General features: G+C 48.3%; 7 protein-coding genes, 1 tRNA gene and 2 rRNA genes. 9 read left to right on the top strand and 1 reads right to left on the bottom strand.

Annotation, left to right across the window (positions count from 1 at the left end):
- The first annotated feature begins 28 nt into the window (after positions 1 to 28).
- The 6 genes from rfbB to ligA all read left to right on the top strand — a co-directional run bounded on the left by rfbB (position 29) and on the right by ligA (position 8910).
- On the top strand, positions 29 to 1054 hold the full coding sequence (rfbB, locus tag MKY92_RS27195; RefSeq protein WP_339298256.1) for a dTDP-glucose 4,6-dehydratase: 1026 nt from the start codon (positions 29 to 31) through the stop codon (positions 1052 to 1054).
- Positions 1051 to 1932, top strand: coding sequence for a dTDP-4-dehydrorhamnose reductase (gene rfbD, locus MKY92_RS27190; RefSeq protein WP_339298255.1), 882 nt, complete (start codon positions 1051 to 1053; stop codon positions 1930 to 1932). Before rfbB ends, rfbD begins: the two co-directional genes overlap by 4 nt.
- A gap of 134 nt (positions 1933 to 2066) precedes the next feature.
- Positions 2067 to 2942 (top strand): phosphatidylinositol-specific phospholipase C/glycerophosphodiester phosphodiesterase family protein, encoded by an 876-nt coding sequence (locus tag MKY92_RS27185; RefSeq protein ID WP_339298254.1) that lies wholly within the window; start codon positions 2067 to 2069, stop codon positions 2940 to 2942.
- A 115-nt stretch (positions 2943 to 3057) separates the two neighbouring features.
- Positions 3058 to 3753: a heptaprenylglyceryl phosphate synthase gene (locus MKY92_RS27180; RefSeq protein ID WP_339298253.1), complete on the top strand. Its 696-nt coding sequence runs from the start codon at positions 3058 to 3060 to the stop codon at positions 3751 to 3753.
- Positions 3754 to 4110: 357 nt separating this feature from the next.
- Entirely contained in the window at positions 4111 to 6465 is a 2355-nt protein-coding gene (pcrA, locus tag MKY92_RS27175; RefSeq protein ID WP_339298252.1) for a DNA helicase PcrA, read from the top strand.
- Positions 6466 to 6888: 423 nt separating this feature from the next.
- The gene (gene ligA / locus MKY92_RS27170; RefSeq protein ID WP_339301922.1) at positions 6889 to 8910 is read left to right on the top strand and encodes an NAD-dependent DNA ligase LigA; all 2022 of its coding nucleotides are present in this window, start codon (positions 6889 to 6891) and stop codon (positions 8908 to 8910) included.
- Between the two features lie 122 nt (positions 8911 to 9032).
- On the opposite strand, the gene MKY92_RS27165 is transcribed toward ligA, so the two are convergent.
- Positions 9033 to 10406, bottom strand: a complete 1374-nt coding sequence (locus MKY92_RS27165) for a molybdopterin-dependent oxidoreductase (protein WP_339298251.1) — start codon at positions 10404 to 10406, stop codon at positions 9033 to 9035.
- Between the two features lie 605 nt (positions 10407 to 11011).
- Between MKY92_RS27165 and MKY92_RS27160 the strand changes: the two genes are divergently transcribed.
- From MKY92_RS27160 to MKY92_RS27150, 3 genes are all read left to right on the top strand, one after another.
- Positions 11012 to 12564 (top strand): 16S ribosomal RNA (locus MKY92_RS27160).
- Positions 12565 to 12672: 108 nt separating this feature from the next.
- Positions 12673 to 12748: transfer RNA gene (locus MKY92_RS27155), tRNA-Ala, on the top strand.
- Positions 12749 to 12957: 209 nt separating this feature from the next.
- A 23S ribosomal RNA gene (locus tag MKY92_RS27150) occupies positions 12958 to 15885 on the top strand.
- Together the 16S and 23S rRNA genes with 1 tRNA gene alongside form the textbook arrangement of a ribosomal RNA operon.
- Positions 15886 to 15893: the final 8 nt, after the last annotated feature.

Here is a 15893-nt window from a genome sequence, read left to right as displayed (position 1 = left end):
TATCTGGAGGCAGAGGGAGAGAGACAGCATGAAACTACTGGTTACGGGTGGGGCCGGATTTATCGGCAGCAACTTTGTACTATATATGCTTCGTGAACATCCGAGTTATGAAATTATCAATGTGGATGCATTAACGTATGCAGGGAATTTGGAGAATTTGCATACGGTAGAGTCGAATCCTCAATATACATTCATCAAAGCAGATATTGCAGATGTACAGCAGATGGAAGCTATTTTTTCCCAAGGCATCGATGTGGTTGTGAATTTCGCTGCTGAATCTCATGTGGATCGCAGTATTCTTTCCCCGGATATCTTTGTGCGTACCAATGTGATGGGTACTCAGGTACTGCTGGATGCGGCAAAGAAGTATCAAGTTACCAAATTTGTTCAGGTATCGACGGATGAGGTGTATGGGTCACTAGGTGCAACAGGTTTATTTACTGAAGATACACCTTTGATGCCAAACAGTCCTTACTCTGCTAGTAAAGCTGGCGGGGATTTGCTCGTAAGAGCCTATCATGAAACCTTTGGACTTCCTGTAAATATTACACGCTGCTCTAATAACTATGGACCTTTTCAATTCCCGGAGAAACTGATTCCGCTGATTATATCCCGTGCATTGAATGATGAGGCCATTCCAGTATATGGTGACGGGCTCAATATTCGTGACTGGCTTTATGTCGAGGATCACTGTAGCGCGATTGATCTTGTGATTCACAATGGACAATCGGGGGAGGTATATAACATTGGCGGTAATAACGAACGTACTAATATGTATATTGTGCAGACTGTTTTGGAGCAACTGGGCAAACCAGCGAGTTTGATCAAACATGTACAGGACCGCTTGGGACATGATCGACGATACGGTATAGATCCAACCAAAATACGTACAGAGCTCGGTTGGCAACCTGCATATAACTTTGAGACAGGGATCAGAGAGACAATCCAGTGGTATCTGAAGCATCAAGACTGGTGGACGAGAATTCAATCAGGCGCGTATCAGGATTATGTCCAGCTTCAGTACGGTAAGCGGATGGGTGATTCGTCCCAATGAACTATAGAGTTATGGTGACTGGCTCGGCGGGACAGCTGGGTTATGATGTGGTGAAGACCTTCCAAGCAGAGGGGCATCAAGTACTGGCCTGTGACAAAAACCAGATGGATATTACCGATCAACAGCAGTGCACAGATATGATTACAACGTTCCGACCTCACATCATTATTCACTGCGCCGCTTACACGGCAGTCGATCGGGCCGAGGTAGATGAAGATACAGCATACGCAATCAATGCATCAGGTACTAGAAATATCGCGGTTGCCGCCGAGATAGTGAAAGCAAAACTGGTATATATCAGTACCGATTATGTATTTGATGGGAGCGGGAGTACACCTTACCGAGAGTACGATGTAACCAATCCCCAGAGTGTGTATGGTAAGTCCAAGCTTGCGGGGGAACGACTGGTTCAAAGTTTGTGTGCGCAATGGTTTATCATTCGAACATCATGGGTGTTTGGCATATATGGCAGTAATTTTGTCAAAACCATGCTGGCACTTATGGAGAAGCGTCCTCAACTGCAGGTTGTTCATGACCAACAAGGTTCACCTACCTATACCGTGGATCTTGCCCGATTCATTCATACTCTTTCTACGAGTGAAAAATATGGTATCTATCATGCTTCCAATTCAGGAACTTGCACATGGTACGAGTTTGCACAGGCAATAAGAGAGGAGGCCGGTAAGCAGAGTGGGTTCGAGCCGACAGCCGAACTTATGCCATGCACAAGCGATCAGTTTCCGCGTCCAGCCCCCCGTCCTGCATACTCGGTGATGGATCATCTGGCGATTCGAACGAACGGTCTGGAACCTCTGAGACCTTGGCGTGAGGCGCTGATTGCGTTTTTGAAAGAGTTGAGTGTACAGCAAAAGGACTGAGTATGTGGAGGTCCGTGCTTTATTCCCAAACTGCACCCACCATTTAACAGCCGCCTCCGGGCGGCTGTTTTGTTTTACACCTCATCAATTCGGGTAGTTAGCTAACAAAAAGGTACTGAGGATGTGAATGCTATATGAAACGCATTGCCGCCGTGTTAATACTACTGATCGTTACCGTGGGCACACTCTTTTTCGCCTATGAAAGCGAGAGTGAGGAACAACGGGACGGATTTACCGCTTATAGATTAATCGCCCATGCGATGGGCAGCATTCGTGATCAACCATATACCAACGCCTATGAAGCGATGATTGCCAATTACGAGAAAGGCACACGTGTATTTGAGATCGACTTTATGTTAACATCGGATCGCAAAGCCGTAGCCAGACATGAATGGACCGCGAATATGAGCAAAATGCTAGGACAAGACGAAGAACTTTCGGAGGATAAACAGGCCGGGGCGCTGACACATGATGAGTTCATGAATACGCCTATTTTGGGTATGTACCAGCCTATGGATGCCGACTGCATTATAGATGTACTGGCTGAGTACCCGGATATGTATATCGTAACCGACACCAAGGAACAAAAGGACGAGGACATTCAGCAGGTGTTACAGTCCCTGGTGGATGCAGCCAAAGAACATGATCCATCCGTGCTGGATCGGGTGGTTGTACAGATCTATAACGAACCGATGCTTGAAACGGTAAAAGAAGTCTATGCATTCCCTTCCATTATCTATACGTTATATGCCACACAGGATACAGAAGCTCAGGTTGTTGATTTTGTGCAAAAGAATGATATTGATGCCGTGACTATGCCGGAATATAAAGTAAACCAGAATTTCGTGGCCAAGCTGAATAGTGCAGGCTCAGTCACCTACGTGCATACCATCAATGACACTGAACAGGTGGCTAACTATGAGAAATGGGGCGTGTATGGGGTCTACTCGGACGTGCTGACGGAGCAGGAACTGGATGAGATGAATACACGTTTTGCCTGGAAACCGTAAAAATTCATGTTTTTCTGTTCCCCTTTTTATACGAACATTGACACTCACTGTCTGCTGACTTAGACTTAGTTTACAAGCTTTCTAGGATGCAGAAGAACCTCTGGAGGAATGTTCGTTGATAGACATGATTAAGCAGTGGAGACATGTATTTAAGCTTGACCCGGACCGGGAGATTACGGACGAAGAACTTGATCTGGTCTGCATGTCGGGGACCGATGCAATTATCGTCGGCGGATCTTCCGGAATTACCTATGATAACACGGTAGACCTGATGTCCCGTGTGCGTCGTTATGAGTTGCCATGTGTGCTTGAAGTATCCGACCTGGAGGCTGTTGTTCCCGGCTTTGATGGATATCTGATCCCGATGGTCCTAAATGCAACGGACAGCAAATGGATGATTGGGCACCACCAGCAAGCCATAGAGCGTTACGGTTATCTTATCCCTTGGGATCTACTGATTGCCGAAGGTTATATCGTCCTGAATGCAAACTCCACGGTAGCTCGGTTGACTGGTGCAGATACGGATCTGACGACAGGAGCTGCGGTGGCATACGCCCAGGCTGCGGAGCGTCTGCTCAATCTTCCAATTGTATACATGGAGTACAGCGGAACGTTCGGAGATATGGAGCTTGTTAGTGAAACACACAGACAATTGGAGCGGGCACACCTCATCTACGGCGGTGGAATTGATGATCCGGAGAAAGCCACGCGAGCTGCTCAGGTGGCAGATACTGTCGTGGTAGGTAACATTGTGTACAGCGATTTGAATAAGGCACTTGAGACGGTGTTGGCTGTAAAAGGAACCATTTAATCGGTTTAGTTTACCATTCCCCCATTTTCCCCTTATGATCTGTTAAAATAGAACTTTGCCCTTACTAATTAAGCGATTCGTATACAAGAGTTAGGTTTACACAGAAATGAAGTGTTCTCTCTTGTGATTTCACTACCCTTAAATATAAGCTGAACTAAATTTTACACGAGAACGTAGAGGACAGAAATAAGCTGGAGAAGCGGAGCGTTCGCCTTTATTACCGGATTTTCACCTTTGAAAAAATAGATAAAAAAATCCGGGAATAACAGCGATCGAAGGATTATTCTGTCATCGGAGTGGTGAGTGTAACCTATTAATTTTGCTTTATAGACCAACCAACGAAAGGAGCATGCATGCATGCAACCTGTAAATATACATGATGCCGTTGCACGACTTAACACCCCTCAACGGCAAGCCGTCGAGGCGACGGATGGCCCGCTGCTGATTATGGCCGGAGCGGGCTCGGGCAAGACCCGGGTGCTGACACACCGGATTGCCTACCTTATTGCAACACGGAAGGCACCCCCGTGGGGCATTTTAGCGATTACATTTACGAACAAAGCCGCTCGTGAGATGCAAGACCGTGTATCCCAACTCGTTGGTGGCTCCCAGGGCCGCGACATTTGGGTATCCACATTCCACTCCATGTGTGTGCGTATTCTGCGCCGTGATATTGAACGTATTGGCTTTACCTCCAACTTCAGTATTTTGGACTCATCGGACCAATTATCTGTAATTCGTAGCTGTATGAAAGATCAGAATATCGATACCAAGAAATTCGAGCCCAAAGCAGTTCAATCCATGATGAGCACGGCGAAGAATGAACTGATTAGTCCGGAGCAATATGAGAAGCAGGCAGGAGATTATTTCGAGGGTATTGTAGCGAAGATATATAAGATGTATCAGAAAAAGTTAAGAGCCAACAACTCACTTGATTTCGACGATCTCATTATGCAGACCATTCAACTGTTCAAAGAAGTGCCGGAAGTCCTCGACTTTTACCAAAAGAAATTCCAATACATTCACGTGGACGAGTATCAGGATACGAACCGTGCACAGTACATGCTGTGCCGCATGCTCGCTGACAGTCACCATCACATCTGCGTTGTAGGGGATAGTGACCAGTCGATCTATCGCTGGCGTGGGGCGGATATCAGCAATATCCTGAACTTTGAGAAAGATTACCCTGAAGCAAGTACGATTTTGCTGGAGCAGAACTATCGTTCAACTTCCAATATCCTGAATGCAGCGAATGAAGTGATCGGCCTGAATACAGGGCGTAAACCGAAGAAACTGTGGACGGACAAAGAGGGTGGTTCGAAAATCAAGGTGTACCGTGCGGATTCCGAACATGATGAGGGGTATTTTGTTACCTCCGAGATTAGTAAAAATGTGAAGAACGGCAAATCCTATCAGAACCATGCTATTTTGTACCGTACCAATGCCCAGTCCCGGGTTATAGAGGAAATTCTGATCAAGTCTGATATTCCGTATCAGATTGTCGGCGGCATCAAGTTCTATGATCGTAAAGAGATCAAGGACATTCTGGCGTATCTGCGCCTGTTATCCAACCCCGACGATGATATCAGTCTTACCCGGATCATTAATGTACCGAAACGTAGCATTGGTGATACAACGGTAGCGAAGCTTGCGGCTGCGGCAGGAGAGCGTGGAATTTCTATTTTCCGTGTACTTCAGGTCGTAGATGATCTTGGTTTTGCTGGTCGTACGCGGAATGCGCTGGTGGAGTTCTATGACATGATCGCTGCGTTGCATCAGATGGTAGAGTATCTGTCTGTAACTGAACTGACCGAGAAGATTCTTGAGATGAGCCAATACCGTCTTGAGATGCAAAATGAAAACACACTCGAATCCCGTGCACGGCTGGAGAACATTGAAGAGTTCCTGTCGGTAACGATGGAATTTGAGAAAAATAATGAAGACAAAACGCTCGTGTCGTTCCTCACCGATCTTGCATTGATTGCTGACATCGACAGCATGAACGATGATGAAGAGGATCAGAGCGACGCGGTTACCCTGATGACCATGCACAGCGCCAAAGGTCTGGAGTTCCCGGTTGTCTTTATCGTGGGTATGGAGGAAGGAGTTTTCCCGCATAGCCGTGCCTTTATGGACAATGAAGAACTGGAAGAAGAACGCCGACTTGCTTATGTAGGGATCACCCGTGCGGAAGAGCAACTGTTCCTGTCCTGTGCACAGATGCGGACGTTGTTTGGACGTACCACAGCGAACCCACCTTCCCGCTTCTTGGATGAAATTCCGGATGAGCTGAAGGAAGACACCTCCATGGCTCGTGATCGTTACCGTCGTGGAAGTAGCGGAGGCGGCTCATATGGTGGACGTGGACTAGGTTCTAGTGGAGGAAGTAACTTCGGTGGTGGCACCAAGCTCTTTGATCACCAAAGCAAGAGCGGTTCATCTGCTACCTCTTCCACGCCAACTTCGCGTGTGACCACAAGTACTTCCCGCCCAACATACTCTACGCCATCATCTGCTTCCAAGCCGGTAGCTTCTAATGGTGAAGCAGGGTTCAAGGCAGGAGATAAAGTGCAGCATGGTAAATGGGGGACAGGCACCATTGTTGCGGTCAAAGGGACAGGTAATGATACCGAACTGCAGATTGCCTTCCCGGCTCCGGTGGGTGTGAAACGTCTGCTTGCCGGTTTTGCCCCAATTACCAAAGTAGAATAATTTTTGAACGAAACTTCCTTTTGCACGATAACAGAGAGAACAGAAATAACTTTCCTAAGGAAAACTGCTTCTTAAGCATCTTCCTCGTTTTTGTCACGGGATTTCTAACCTTGATTGATATGACTAGAAATTTATATAAGTTCAATGTAATATCGGCACGGTAACGGAGAGAACAGAAATAACTTGAAGAAGCAAAGCGTTCGCCTTTATCCCCGGATTTCTACCTTTTAAAATGAATTAAAAGAAATCTGGGGATAACAGCGATCGGAAAGTTATTCTGTTATCGGAGTGTCAGTGTGGATATTCATTCATTGAATTTATGTAGTGACCAGCGAACGGAAAGTTTTCCTGTCATTGGAGTCCAGGTGCAATAGGAGTGTTCGTTCTACATATATGATCAAATTAACGGAGGGATGGCCCTGTATGGACCCAATGCACCGGATGGAGCAACTCGTTACCGAGCTGAATCAGCATAATTATCAGTACTACACGATGGATCAGCCACAGATCAGCGATAAGGAGTATGACCTTCTGTACGATGAACTGGTTACGCTGGAACAGGAAAGCGGCATGGTTCTGCCTGATTCTCCAACACAGCGTGTGGGTGGCGAACTGCTAAAGGGGTTTACCCCGCATCGCCACTTATCCTCCTTATGGAGTCTGGACAAAGCACAGAATATTGAGCAGCTTCGGAGCTGGAATACCCGTGTACTGAAACTGATTAATGACTATAACGGTAAAAATCCCGATACGCCTTTACCGGAACCAGGTTATGTCATTGAGTTGAAATTTGACGGATTGACGTTGAACCTGACATACACCAACGGTGAGTTGGTGCAAGCCTCTACACGAGGGAACGGTACCGTAGGTGAAGGTATTTTGGCACAGGTAAGAACGATCCGATCCGTTCCGCTCAAAATTCCTTACACAAGCGGTACGATTGAAGTACAGGGTGAAGGTATCATGAATCTGTCTGTCTTGGACCGATACAATGAGACAGCGGCAGAACCACTCAAGAATGCGCGTAATGCAGCAGCGGGAGCGCTCCGCAACCTGAATCCGAAGGCGACGGCTGAGCGTAGGCTGAATGCTTATTTTTATAATGTAGGTTATTCGGATGATATTCAGTTTGCCAATCATCAGCAGATGATGGACTTCCTGCGTGAGAACCGCTTCAAAGTGAATCCATCGATTACTTATTTCCATGAGTTTGATGATGTAATGGAGCAACTAGCCGCGATTCAGGAGAACCGAGGGCAGCTAGACTATCTGATCGATGGAGCTGTTATCAAAATTACGGACATGCGCACCCGCGAGGTACTGGGTTATACCGATAAGTTCCCTCGCTGGGCGGTAGCATATAAATTCGAAGCAGAAGAGACCACGACAGTTCTTAACGCTGTGGTATGGAATGTGGGTCGTACTGGCAAAGTAACTCCGTTGGCACGCGTAGAACCGGTTGAACTTGCCGGGGTAACGGTACAGAACTGTACTTTGAACAATGTCGGCGATATTGAGCGCAAAAATCTGAAGTTTGCTCTGGGCGCAAGGGTCTTTATTCGCCGCTCCAACGACGTCATTCCTGAGATTCTGGGTAAAGTGACGGAGGAGAGTGATGGTGAGGAGATCGTCTTCCCTGAGCAGTGTCCTGCATGTGGATTCCCACTGGAGCAACGCGGAGCGCATCTGTTCTGTAACAACAGACTGGCATGTAAACCGCAAACGGTAGCACGTATTTCCCATTTTGCTTCCCGTGATGCCATGGACATCGAGACGTTCAGTGAGAAAACGGCGATTCAGCTGTATGATGATTTGAACGTGCGTGAGCCTGCCGACCTGTATACGTTACAGTTTGATGATCTGGTGAAGCTGGAGCGGTTTGGGGAAAAGAAAGCGAACAACCTTATCGCTGCGCTTGAGCTTAGTAAAGATAGAGACTTGGCTTCCTTCTTATACTCACTGGGTATTCCGAATACAGGTAAATCGACAACGCGCATGCTCGCTGATCATTATCGAGATCTGCACGCCATTATGAATGCAACCGTGGAAGAACTGGTTGAACTACCCGACGTGGGTGGTATCGTGGCTGAGAGCATCGTAAACTTTTTTGCAGATCCTTTTACACAGGCTGCGATTGAGAAAATGCTCAACTTGGGTGTAAAAGCTCAGGCACCTGAGGCACCAGCCGTTGCTGTTGTGGAAGATTCCTTCTTCAGTGGTAAAACGGTCGTCTTGACCGGAACGCTGCACCAATTGACGCGGGAAGAGGCAACGCAAAGACTGGAAGCGCTCGGAGCGAAGGTAACCGGCAGTGTGTCGAAAAAGACAGATTTGGTTATTGCCGGAGAGAAGGCAGGTAGTAAACTAACCAAAGCTCATGATCTCGGTATTCCAACGATTGAGGATGAGGACGAACTTGTACGTCTTTTGAACCCACAGGGTTAAAGGATGAATTAACAAAAGAGTTCATATAAGAAAGCCCCCGAAGACACGAATATGTGATCGGGGGCTTTTGCTGTTTATTGAATTATTTGCTACTATGATGAACGCTCACCAATCTTATCTGATCATGAACCGCTTAAATTGTTAGGAATGCGTTGAGATGCGCCTGTAAGCCATGCATCCTTGTCATATCCTCGCTCTTCCCAGTAACCGATATGTTCGCTGTCGATGAGTTCAATGCGATTTAACCATTTTACTGATTTATAGGCATACATCTGAGGAATGACGAGTCGTACCGGACCGCCAAGATCAGCAGGGATAGGTTTGCCATCATGCATGACAGCGACCATAATATCTTCCATTTGTGCTTGATCCATCGTAATCGCATCTGTATACACACCATCACCGGAATAAAACTTTACACTATGAGCTTCCGGTTTGACCCCGGCTTGTTTCAAAAGCTGTGCAAGAGAAATGCCTTCCCAGGTATTTTTATATACAGACCAGCCCGTTACACAGTGGAAATCACTAACCTGTACGGTACGCGCCATCTTCACGAATTGTTCCCAGTTCCATACCTGTGCTCGCTCAACCAGTCCATCGATTCGGAAAGACCAGTTAGCATTGGAGAAGGATGGTATAGGCGTAACGGTATATACGCGGAAATGACCTTCAGCTCCGCCTCCAATGGGAGGTGAAGAAGCAGATAGCGGTTGTGGCAGAGGAACCATACGGTTAGGATCGTTCTCCAGCATGCTATCAATACTATTATCGATCTTGAGATTTCGTCCTACCCAGGATATAAAAGTAGGACCAAGAGTCACGGCGAGACCAACCCCCACAGCAGAACGGATGAAAGCTCGTCGTGTATACAACGGTTGAGGTCGCTCCTCTGATTTGAGGGGATCTCTCTCGGAACTGCGATCAAACTGGGAAGAAGATATAGCAGCCGGAGTTTCTTTTTCATCCGATATTGAATCAGATGGATCAGCTGTATGTTGAGTTCGTGTTGAAGTTGTAGTGGTTTTAACCGCACGACGTGCAGGATCCTTTAACCATTTGGTCCGAGTGATGGAGTGATAGATAATATAAGGTAAGCCCACCCAAGTCAGCAGGTCATGGATCAAAAGTGCAGCATTCGACCATCGAGGTCCAGCCAGCTTGAACTGCCATAATACAATACCCGAGAGTAGCCAGCCTACCAGCAGCGCAAGAACAAAGATGGTGTTCACCCTTTGCCATGGCCTATTTCGAAGCTGTTTCCAGTGCTTTCCGGCCAAAATCAAGTAGTATACTACGGGTGCCAGCATAGCTAGCCCAACGATGATATGTAGCCATTTTAACCAGACACGTCCAATTCCGAGTATCTCGCGCCAAAAGCCGCCTACCAGCATAAGACCTGTTACAGCAAGGATCACAACAATCCAGGCATTCCAAGCATGGATGGAAACTAACTTTTTGCCGTAACCTTTGCGTCTGTTCTTCAACCATTGTTTCAAGTGCGATCACCCCATATAGGTTAGTAATGAGTTTATTCAGAACTTTGATATGTAATAGCTAGCTGTGAATGGAGTGCGTGATCTGTGTAAAGGTGCAATGCAAGATGGATATACGATTGTTCATAGGCTACTTATGAAAGTAGTACACTTGACTGCTTAGCCTTATCTCTATATCTATATCTATATACCTTATTATAGAGTTTTTGGATCACTTTCTTCAAACGAACAGAAGGGCAGGGATCGTTATCCCATCTTGGGTTCAGAGAATGTGCTAATCTGTCGAATACAGGTTGGATGCAAGACACCGTAGATGAAGATATCATGATATCAAAAGGTCGATTAAAAAAGCTTGCTAATTAAATCACTACGTGATATATTATTTCTTGTCGCTTCAAACGAATGATTGTCATAATCATTTGAAAGATGACGAAAACAAAGTATTGACAGTAAGTTAGTTAACATGATATGATAAGATTCCTGTCCGGTTGACAAACATCAACATAAACGGACATACAAGTTCCTTGAAAACTGAACAAATGGATAGTAACTTTTGATTCACAATGAATCGTCAGATTCAAAATGAGCTTATCGCTCTTTTCAATACTTTATTGGAGAGTTTGATCCTGGCTCAGGACGAACGCTGGCGGCATGCCTAATACATGCAAGTCGAGCGGAGTTGATAGGAAGCTTGCTTCCTTGATACTTAGCGGCGGACGGGTGAGTAACACGTAGGCAACCTGCCCTCAAGTTTGGGACAACTACCGGAAACGGTAGCTAATACCGAATAGTTGTTTTCTTCGCCTGAAGGAAACTGGAAAGACGGAGCAATCTGTCACTTGGGGATGGGCCTGCGGCGCATTAGCTAGTTGGTGAGGTAACGGCTCACCAAGGCGACGATGCGTAGCCGACCTGAGAGGGTGATCGGCCACACTGGGACTGAGACACGGCCCAGACTCCTACGGGAGGCAGCAGTAGGGAATCTTCCGCAATGGGCGAAAGCCTGACGGAGCAATGCCGCGTGAGTGATGAAGGTTTTCGGATCGTAAAGCTCTGTTGCCAGGGAAGAACGCTTGGGAGAGTAACTGCTCTCAAGGTGACGGTACCTGAGAAGAAAGCCCCGGCTAACTACGTGCCAGCAGCCGCGGTAATACGTAGGGGGCAAGCGTTGTCCGGAATTATTGGGCGTAAAGCGCGCGCAGGCGGTCATTTAAGTCTGGTGTTTAATCCCGGGGCTCAACCCCGGATCGCACTGGAAACTGGGTGACTTGAGTGCAGAAGAGGAGAGTGGAATTCCACGTGTAGCGGTGAAATGCGTAGATATGTGGAGGAACACCAGTGGCGAAGGCGACTCTCTGGGCTGTAACTGACGCTGAGGCGCGAAAGCGTGGGGAGCAAACAGGATTAGATACCCTGGTAGTCCACGCCGTAAACGATGAGTGCTAGGTGTTAGGGGTTTCGATACCCTTGGTGCCGAAGTTAACACATTAAGCACTCCGCCTGGGGAGTACGGTCGCAAGACTGAAACTCAAAGGAATTGACGGGGACCCGCACAAGCAGTGGAGTATGTGGTTTAATTCGAAGCAACGCGAAGAACCTTACCAGGTCTTGACATCCCTCTGACCGGTACAGAGATGTACCTTTCCTTCGGGACAGAGGAGACAGGTGGTGCATGGTTGTCGTCAGCTCGTGTCGTGAGATGTTGGGTTAAGTCCCGCAACGAGCGCAACCCTTATATTTAGTTGCCAGCACTTCGGGTGGGCACTCTAGATAGACTGCCGGTGACAAACCGGAGGAAGGTGGGGATGACGTCAAATCATCATGCCCCTTATGACCTGGGCTACACACGTACTACAATGGCCGGTACAACGGGCTGCGAAATCGCGAGATGGAGCCAATCCCAACAAAGCCGGTCTCAGTTCGGATTGCAGGCTGCAACTCGCCTGCATGAAGTCGGAATTGCTAGTAATCGCGGATCAGCATGCCGCGGTGAATACGTTCCCGGGTCTTGTACACACCGCCCGTCACACCACGAGAGTTTATAACACCCGAAGTCGGTGGGGTAACCGCAAGGAGCCAGCCGCCGAAGGTGGGATAGATGATTGGGGTGAAGTCGTAACAAGGTAGCCGTATCGGAAGGTGCGGCTGGATCACCTCCTTTCTATGGAGAATCGTTTCCTGCAACGGAAACATTCAAATATGCAGGTTCATAGAACCTGCAAAAGCAACACAGTTACTTATCCATTTGTTCAGTTTTGATGGAATTTGAGGGGCCATAGCTCAGCTGGGAGAGCGCCTGCCTTGCAAGCAGGAGGTCAGCGGTTCGATCCCGCTTGGCTCCACCAAACAATTTCATCTATTTGGCTTGTTCTTTGAAAACTAGATATCGAAACGAAACAAACGCGAATTAGAACATTCCTTTAAGCTAAACTTGTGCAAACAAGTGAAGTGTATAAAGGTAGTTAAATTGCTTTTGTGATGGTATCGGGTGAGAGCGACTTTTGGCTTTGCGCAAGCAAAACAAGGGAAGCGAGCGTCGAAACCGGAACAAAATGGTTAAGCTACTAAGAGCACACGGAGGATGCCTAGGCGCTAGGAGCCGATGAAGGACGTGGCGAACAACGAAACTGCCTCGGGGAGCTGTAAGCAAGCTTTGATCCGGGGGTGTCCGAATGGGGAAACCCAGCTGGGGTAATTTCCAGTTACTCATAACTGAATACATAGGTTATGTAGAGGCATACCAGGGGAACTGAAACATCTAAGTACCCTGAGGAAGAGAAAACAATAGTGATTCCGTCAGTAGCGGCGAGCGAACGCGGAGAAGCCCAAACCAGAGAGCTTGCTCTTTGGGGTTGTGGGACGTCTCACATGGAGTTACAAAGGAACCGGTTAAGCGAAGAGGTCTGGAAAGGCCCGCCAAAGAAGGTAAAAGCCCTGTAGTTGAAAGTCTGTTCCCTCCGAGACGGATCCCGAGTAGTGCGGGGCACGTGAAACCCCGTATGAATCCGGCAGGACCATCTGCCAAGGCTAAATACTTCCTAGCGACCGATAGTGAAGCAGTACCGTGAGGGAAAGGTGAAAAGCACCCCGGAAGGGGAGTGAAATAGAACCTGAAACCGTGTGCTTACAAAAAGTCAGAGCCCGTTTTAGGGGTGATGGCGTGCCTTTTGTAGAATGAACCGGCGAGTTACGTTCCCGTGCAAGGTTAAGGTGAAGAGCCGGAGCCGCAGCGAAAGCGAGTCTGAATAGGGCGATGTAGTACGTGGACGTAGACCCGAAACCGGGTGATCTACCCCTGTCCAGGGTGAAGGTGCGGTAACACGCACTGGAGGCCCGAACCCACGCATGTTGAAAAATGCGGGGATGAGGTGGGGGTAGCGGAGAAATTCCAATCGAACTCGGAGATAGCTGGTTCTCCCCGAAATAGCTTTAGGGCTAGCCTCGGAAAACAGAGTCGTGGAGGTAGAGCACTGATTGGGTGCGGGGCCCGCAAGGGTTACCAAGCTCAGTCAAACTCCGAATGCCATAGACTTACTTCCGGGAGTCAGACAGTGAGTGCTAAGATCCATTGTCAAAAGGGAAACAGCCCAGACCATCAGCTAAGGTCCCCAAGTGTGTGTTAAGTGGGAAAGGATGTGGAGTTGCACAGACAACCAGGATGTTGGCTTAGAAGCAGCCACCATTGAAAGAGTGCGTAATAGCTCACTGGTCGAGTGACTCTGCGCCGAAAATGTAACGGGGCTAAACACACCACCGAAGCTATGGCTTGATGCTTTGCATCAGGGGTAGGGGAGCGTTGTATAAGGGTTGAAGGTGTACCGTAAGGAGCGCTGGACATTATACAAGTGAGAATGCCGGTATGAGTAACGAAAAGATCAGTGAGAATCTGATCCGCCGAAAGCCTAAGGGTTCCTGAGGAAGGCTCGTCCGCTCAGGGTAAGTCGGGACCTAAGGCGAGGCCGAAAGGCGTAGTCGAAGGACAACAGGTCGAAATTCCTGTACCACCGTAAGCCGTTATGAGCAATGGGGGGACGCAGTAGGGTAGTGACGCGGACTGATGGATGTCCGTCTAAGCAGTAAGGCTGATGTGTAGGCAAATCCGCACATTGTAAGGCTGAGCTGTGATGGGGAGCGAAAATTATAGTAGCGAAGGTCATGATCTCACACTGCCAAGAAAAGCCTCTAGCCAGGTGATGGTGCCCGTACCGCAAACCGACACAGGTAGGCGAGAAGAGTATTCTAAGGCGCGCGGAAGAACTCTCGTTAAGGAACTCGGCAAAATGACCCCGTAACTTCGGGAGAAGGGGTGCCCCGGTAGTGTGAATAGCACGAGGGGGCCGCAGTGAAAAGGCCCAAGCGACTGTTTAGCAAAAACACAGGTCTGTGCGAAGCCGTAAGGCGAAGTATACGGGCTGACGCCTGCCCGGTGCTGGAAGGTTAAGGGGAGTGGTTAGGGAGTAATCCCGAAGCTGTGAACCGAAGCCCCAGTAAACGGCGGCCGTAACTATAACGGTCCTAAGGTAGCGAAATTCCTTGTCAGGTAAATTCTGACCCGCACGAATGGCGTAACGACTTGGGCGCTGTCTCAACGAGAGATCCGGTGAAATTTTAATACCTGTGAAGATGCAGGTTACCCGCGACAAGACGGAAAGACCCCATGGAGCTTTACTGCAGCTTGATATTGAATTTGGGTACGATCTGTACAGGATAGGTGGGAGCCTTTGAAGCATGAGCGCCAGCTTGTGTGGAGGCAACGTTGGGATACCACCCTGATCGTATCTAGGTTCTAACCTGGTACCGTAATCCGGTGCGGGGACAGTGTCAGGTGGGCAGTTTGACTGGGGCGGTCGCCTCCTAAAGAGTAACGGAGGCGCCCAAAGGTTCCCTCAGAATGGTTGGAAATCATTCGAAGAGTGCAAAGGCATAAGGGAGCTTGACTGCGAGACCTACAAGTCGAGCAGGGACGAAAGTCGGGCTTAGTGATCCGGTGGTACCGCATGGAAGGGCCATCGCTCAACGGATAAAAGCTACCCTGGGGATAACAGGCTTATCTCCCCCAAGAGTCCACATCGACGGGGAGGTTTGGCACCTCGATGTCGGCTCATCGCATCCTGGGGCTGAAGTAGGTCCCAAGGGTTGGGCTGTTCGCCCATTAAAGCGGTACGCGAGCTGGGTTCAGAACGTCGTGAGACAGTTCGGTCCCTATCTGTCGTGGGCGTAGGAAATTTGAGAGGAGCTGTCCTTAGTACGAGAGGACCGGGATGGACGTACCGCTGGTGTACCAGTTGTTCCGCCAGGAGCACCGCTGGGTAGCTATGTACGGACGGGATAAACGCTGAAAGCATCTAAGCGTGAAGCCCCCCTCAAGATGAGATTTCCCAGTATGTAAGACCCCTTGAAGACGACGAGGTAGATAGGCTGGGGGTGGAAGTGCAGCAATGCATGGAGCTGACCAGTACTAATCGGTCGAGGGCTTATCCAATAGCAAGT

Source organism: Paenibacillus sp. FSL R5-0623 (assembly GCF_037974265.1).
Classification (GTDB): domain Bacteria; phylum Bacillota; class Bacilli; order Paenibacillales; family Paenibacillaceae; genus Paenibacillus.
This window is presented reverse-complemented; position numbering and strand designations above follow the sequence as displayed.

Excerpts from the sequence above, each read along its gene's own strand:
- pcrA (WP_339298252.1), top strand. The coding sequence starts at position 4,111 with ATGCAACCTGTAAATATACATGATGCCGTTGCACGACTTAACACCCCT.
- rfbD (WP_339298255.1), top strand. The coding sequence starts at position 1,051 with ATGAACTATAGAGTTATGGTGACTGGCTCGGCGGGACAGCTGGGTTAT.
- rfbB (WP_339298256.1), top strand. The coding sequence starts at position 29 with ATGAAACTACTGGTTACGGGTGGGGCCGGATTTATCGGCAGCAACTTT.
- ligA (WP_339301922.1), top strand. The coding sequence starts at position 6,889 with ATGGACCCAATGCACCGGATGGAGCAACTCGTTACCGAGCTGAATCAG.
- MKY92_RS27185 (WP_339298254.1), top strand. The coding sequence starts at position 2,067 with ATGAAACGCATTGCCGCCGTGTTAATACTACTGATCGTTACCGTGGGC.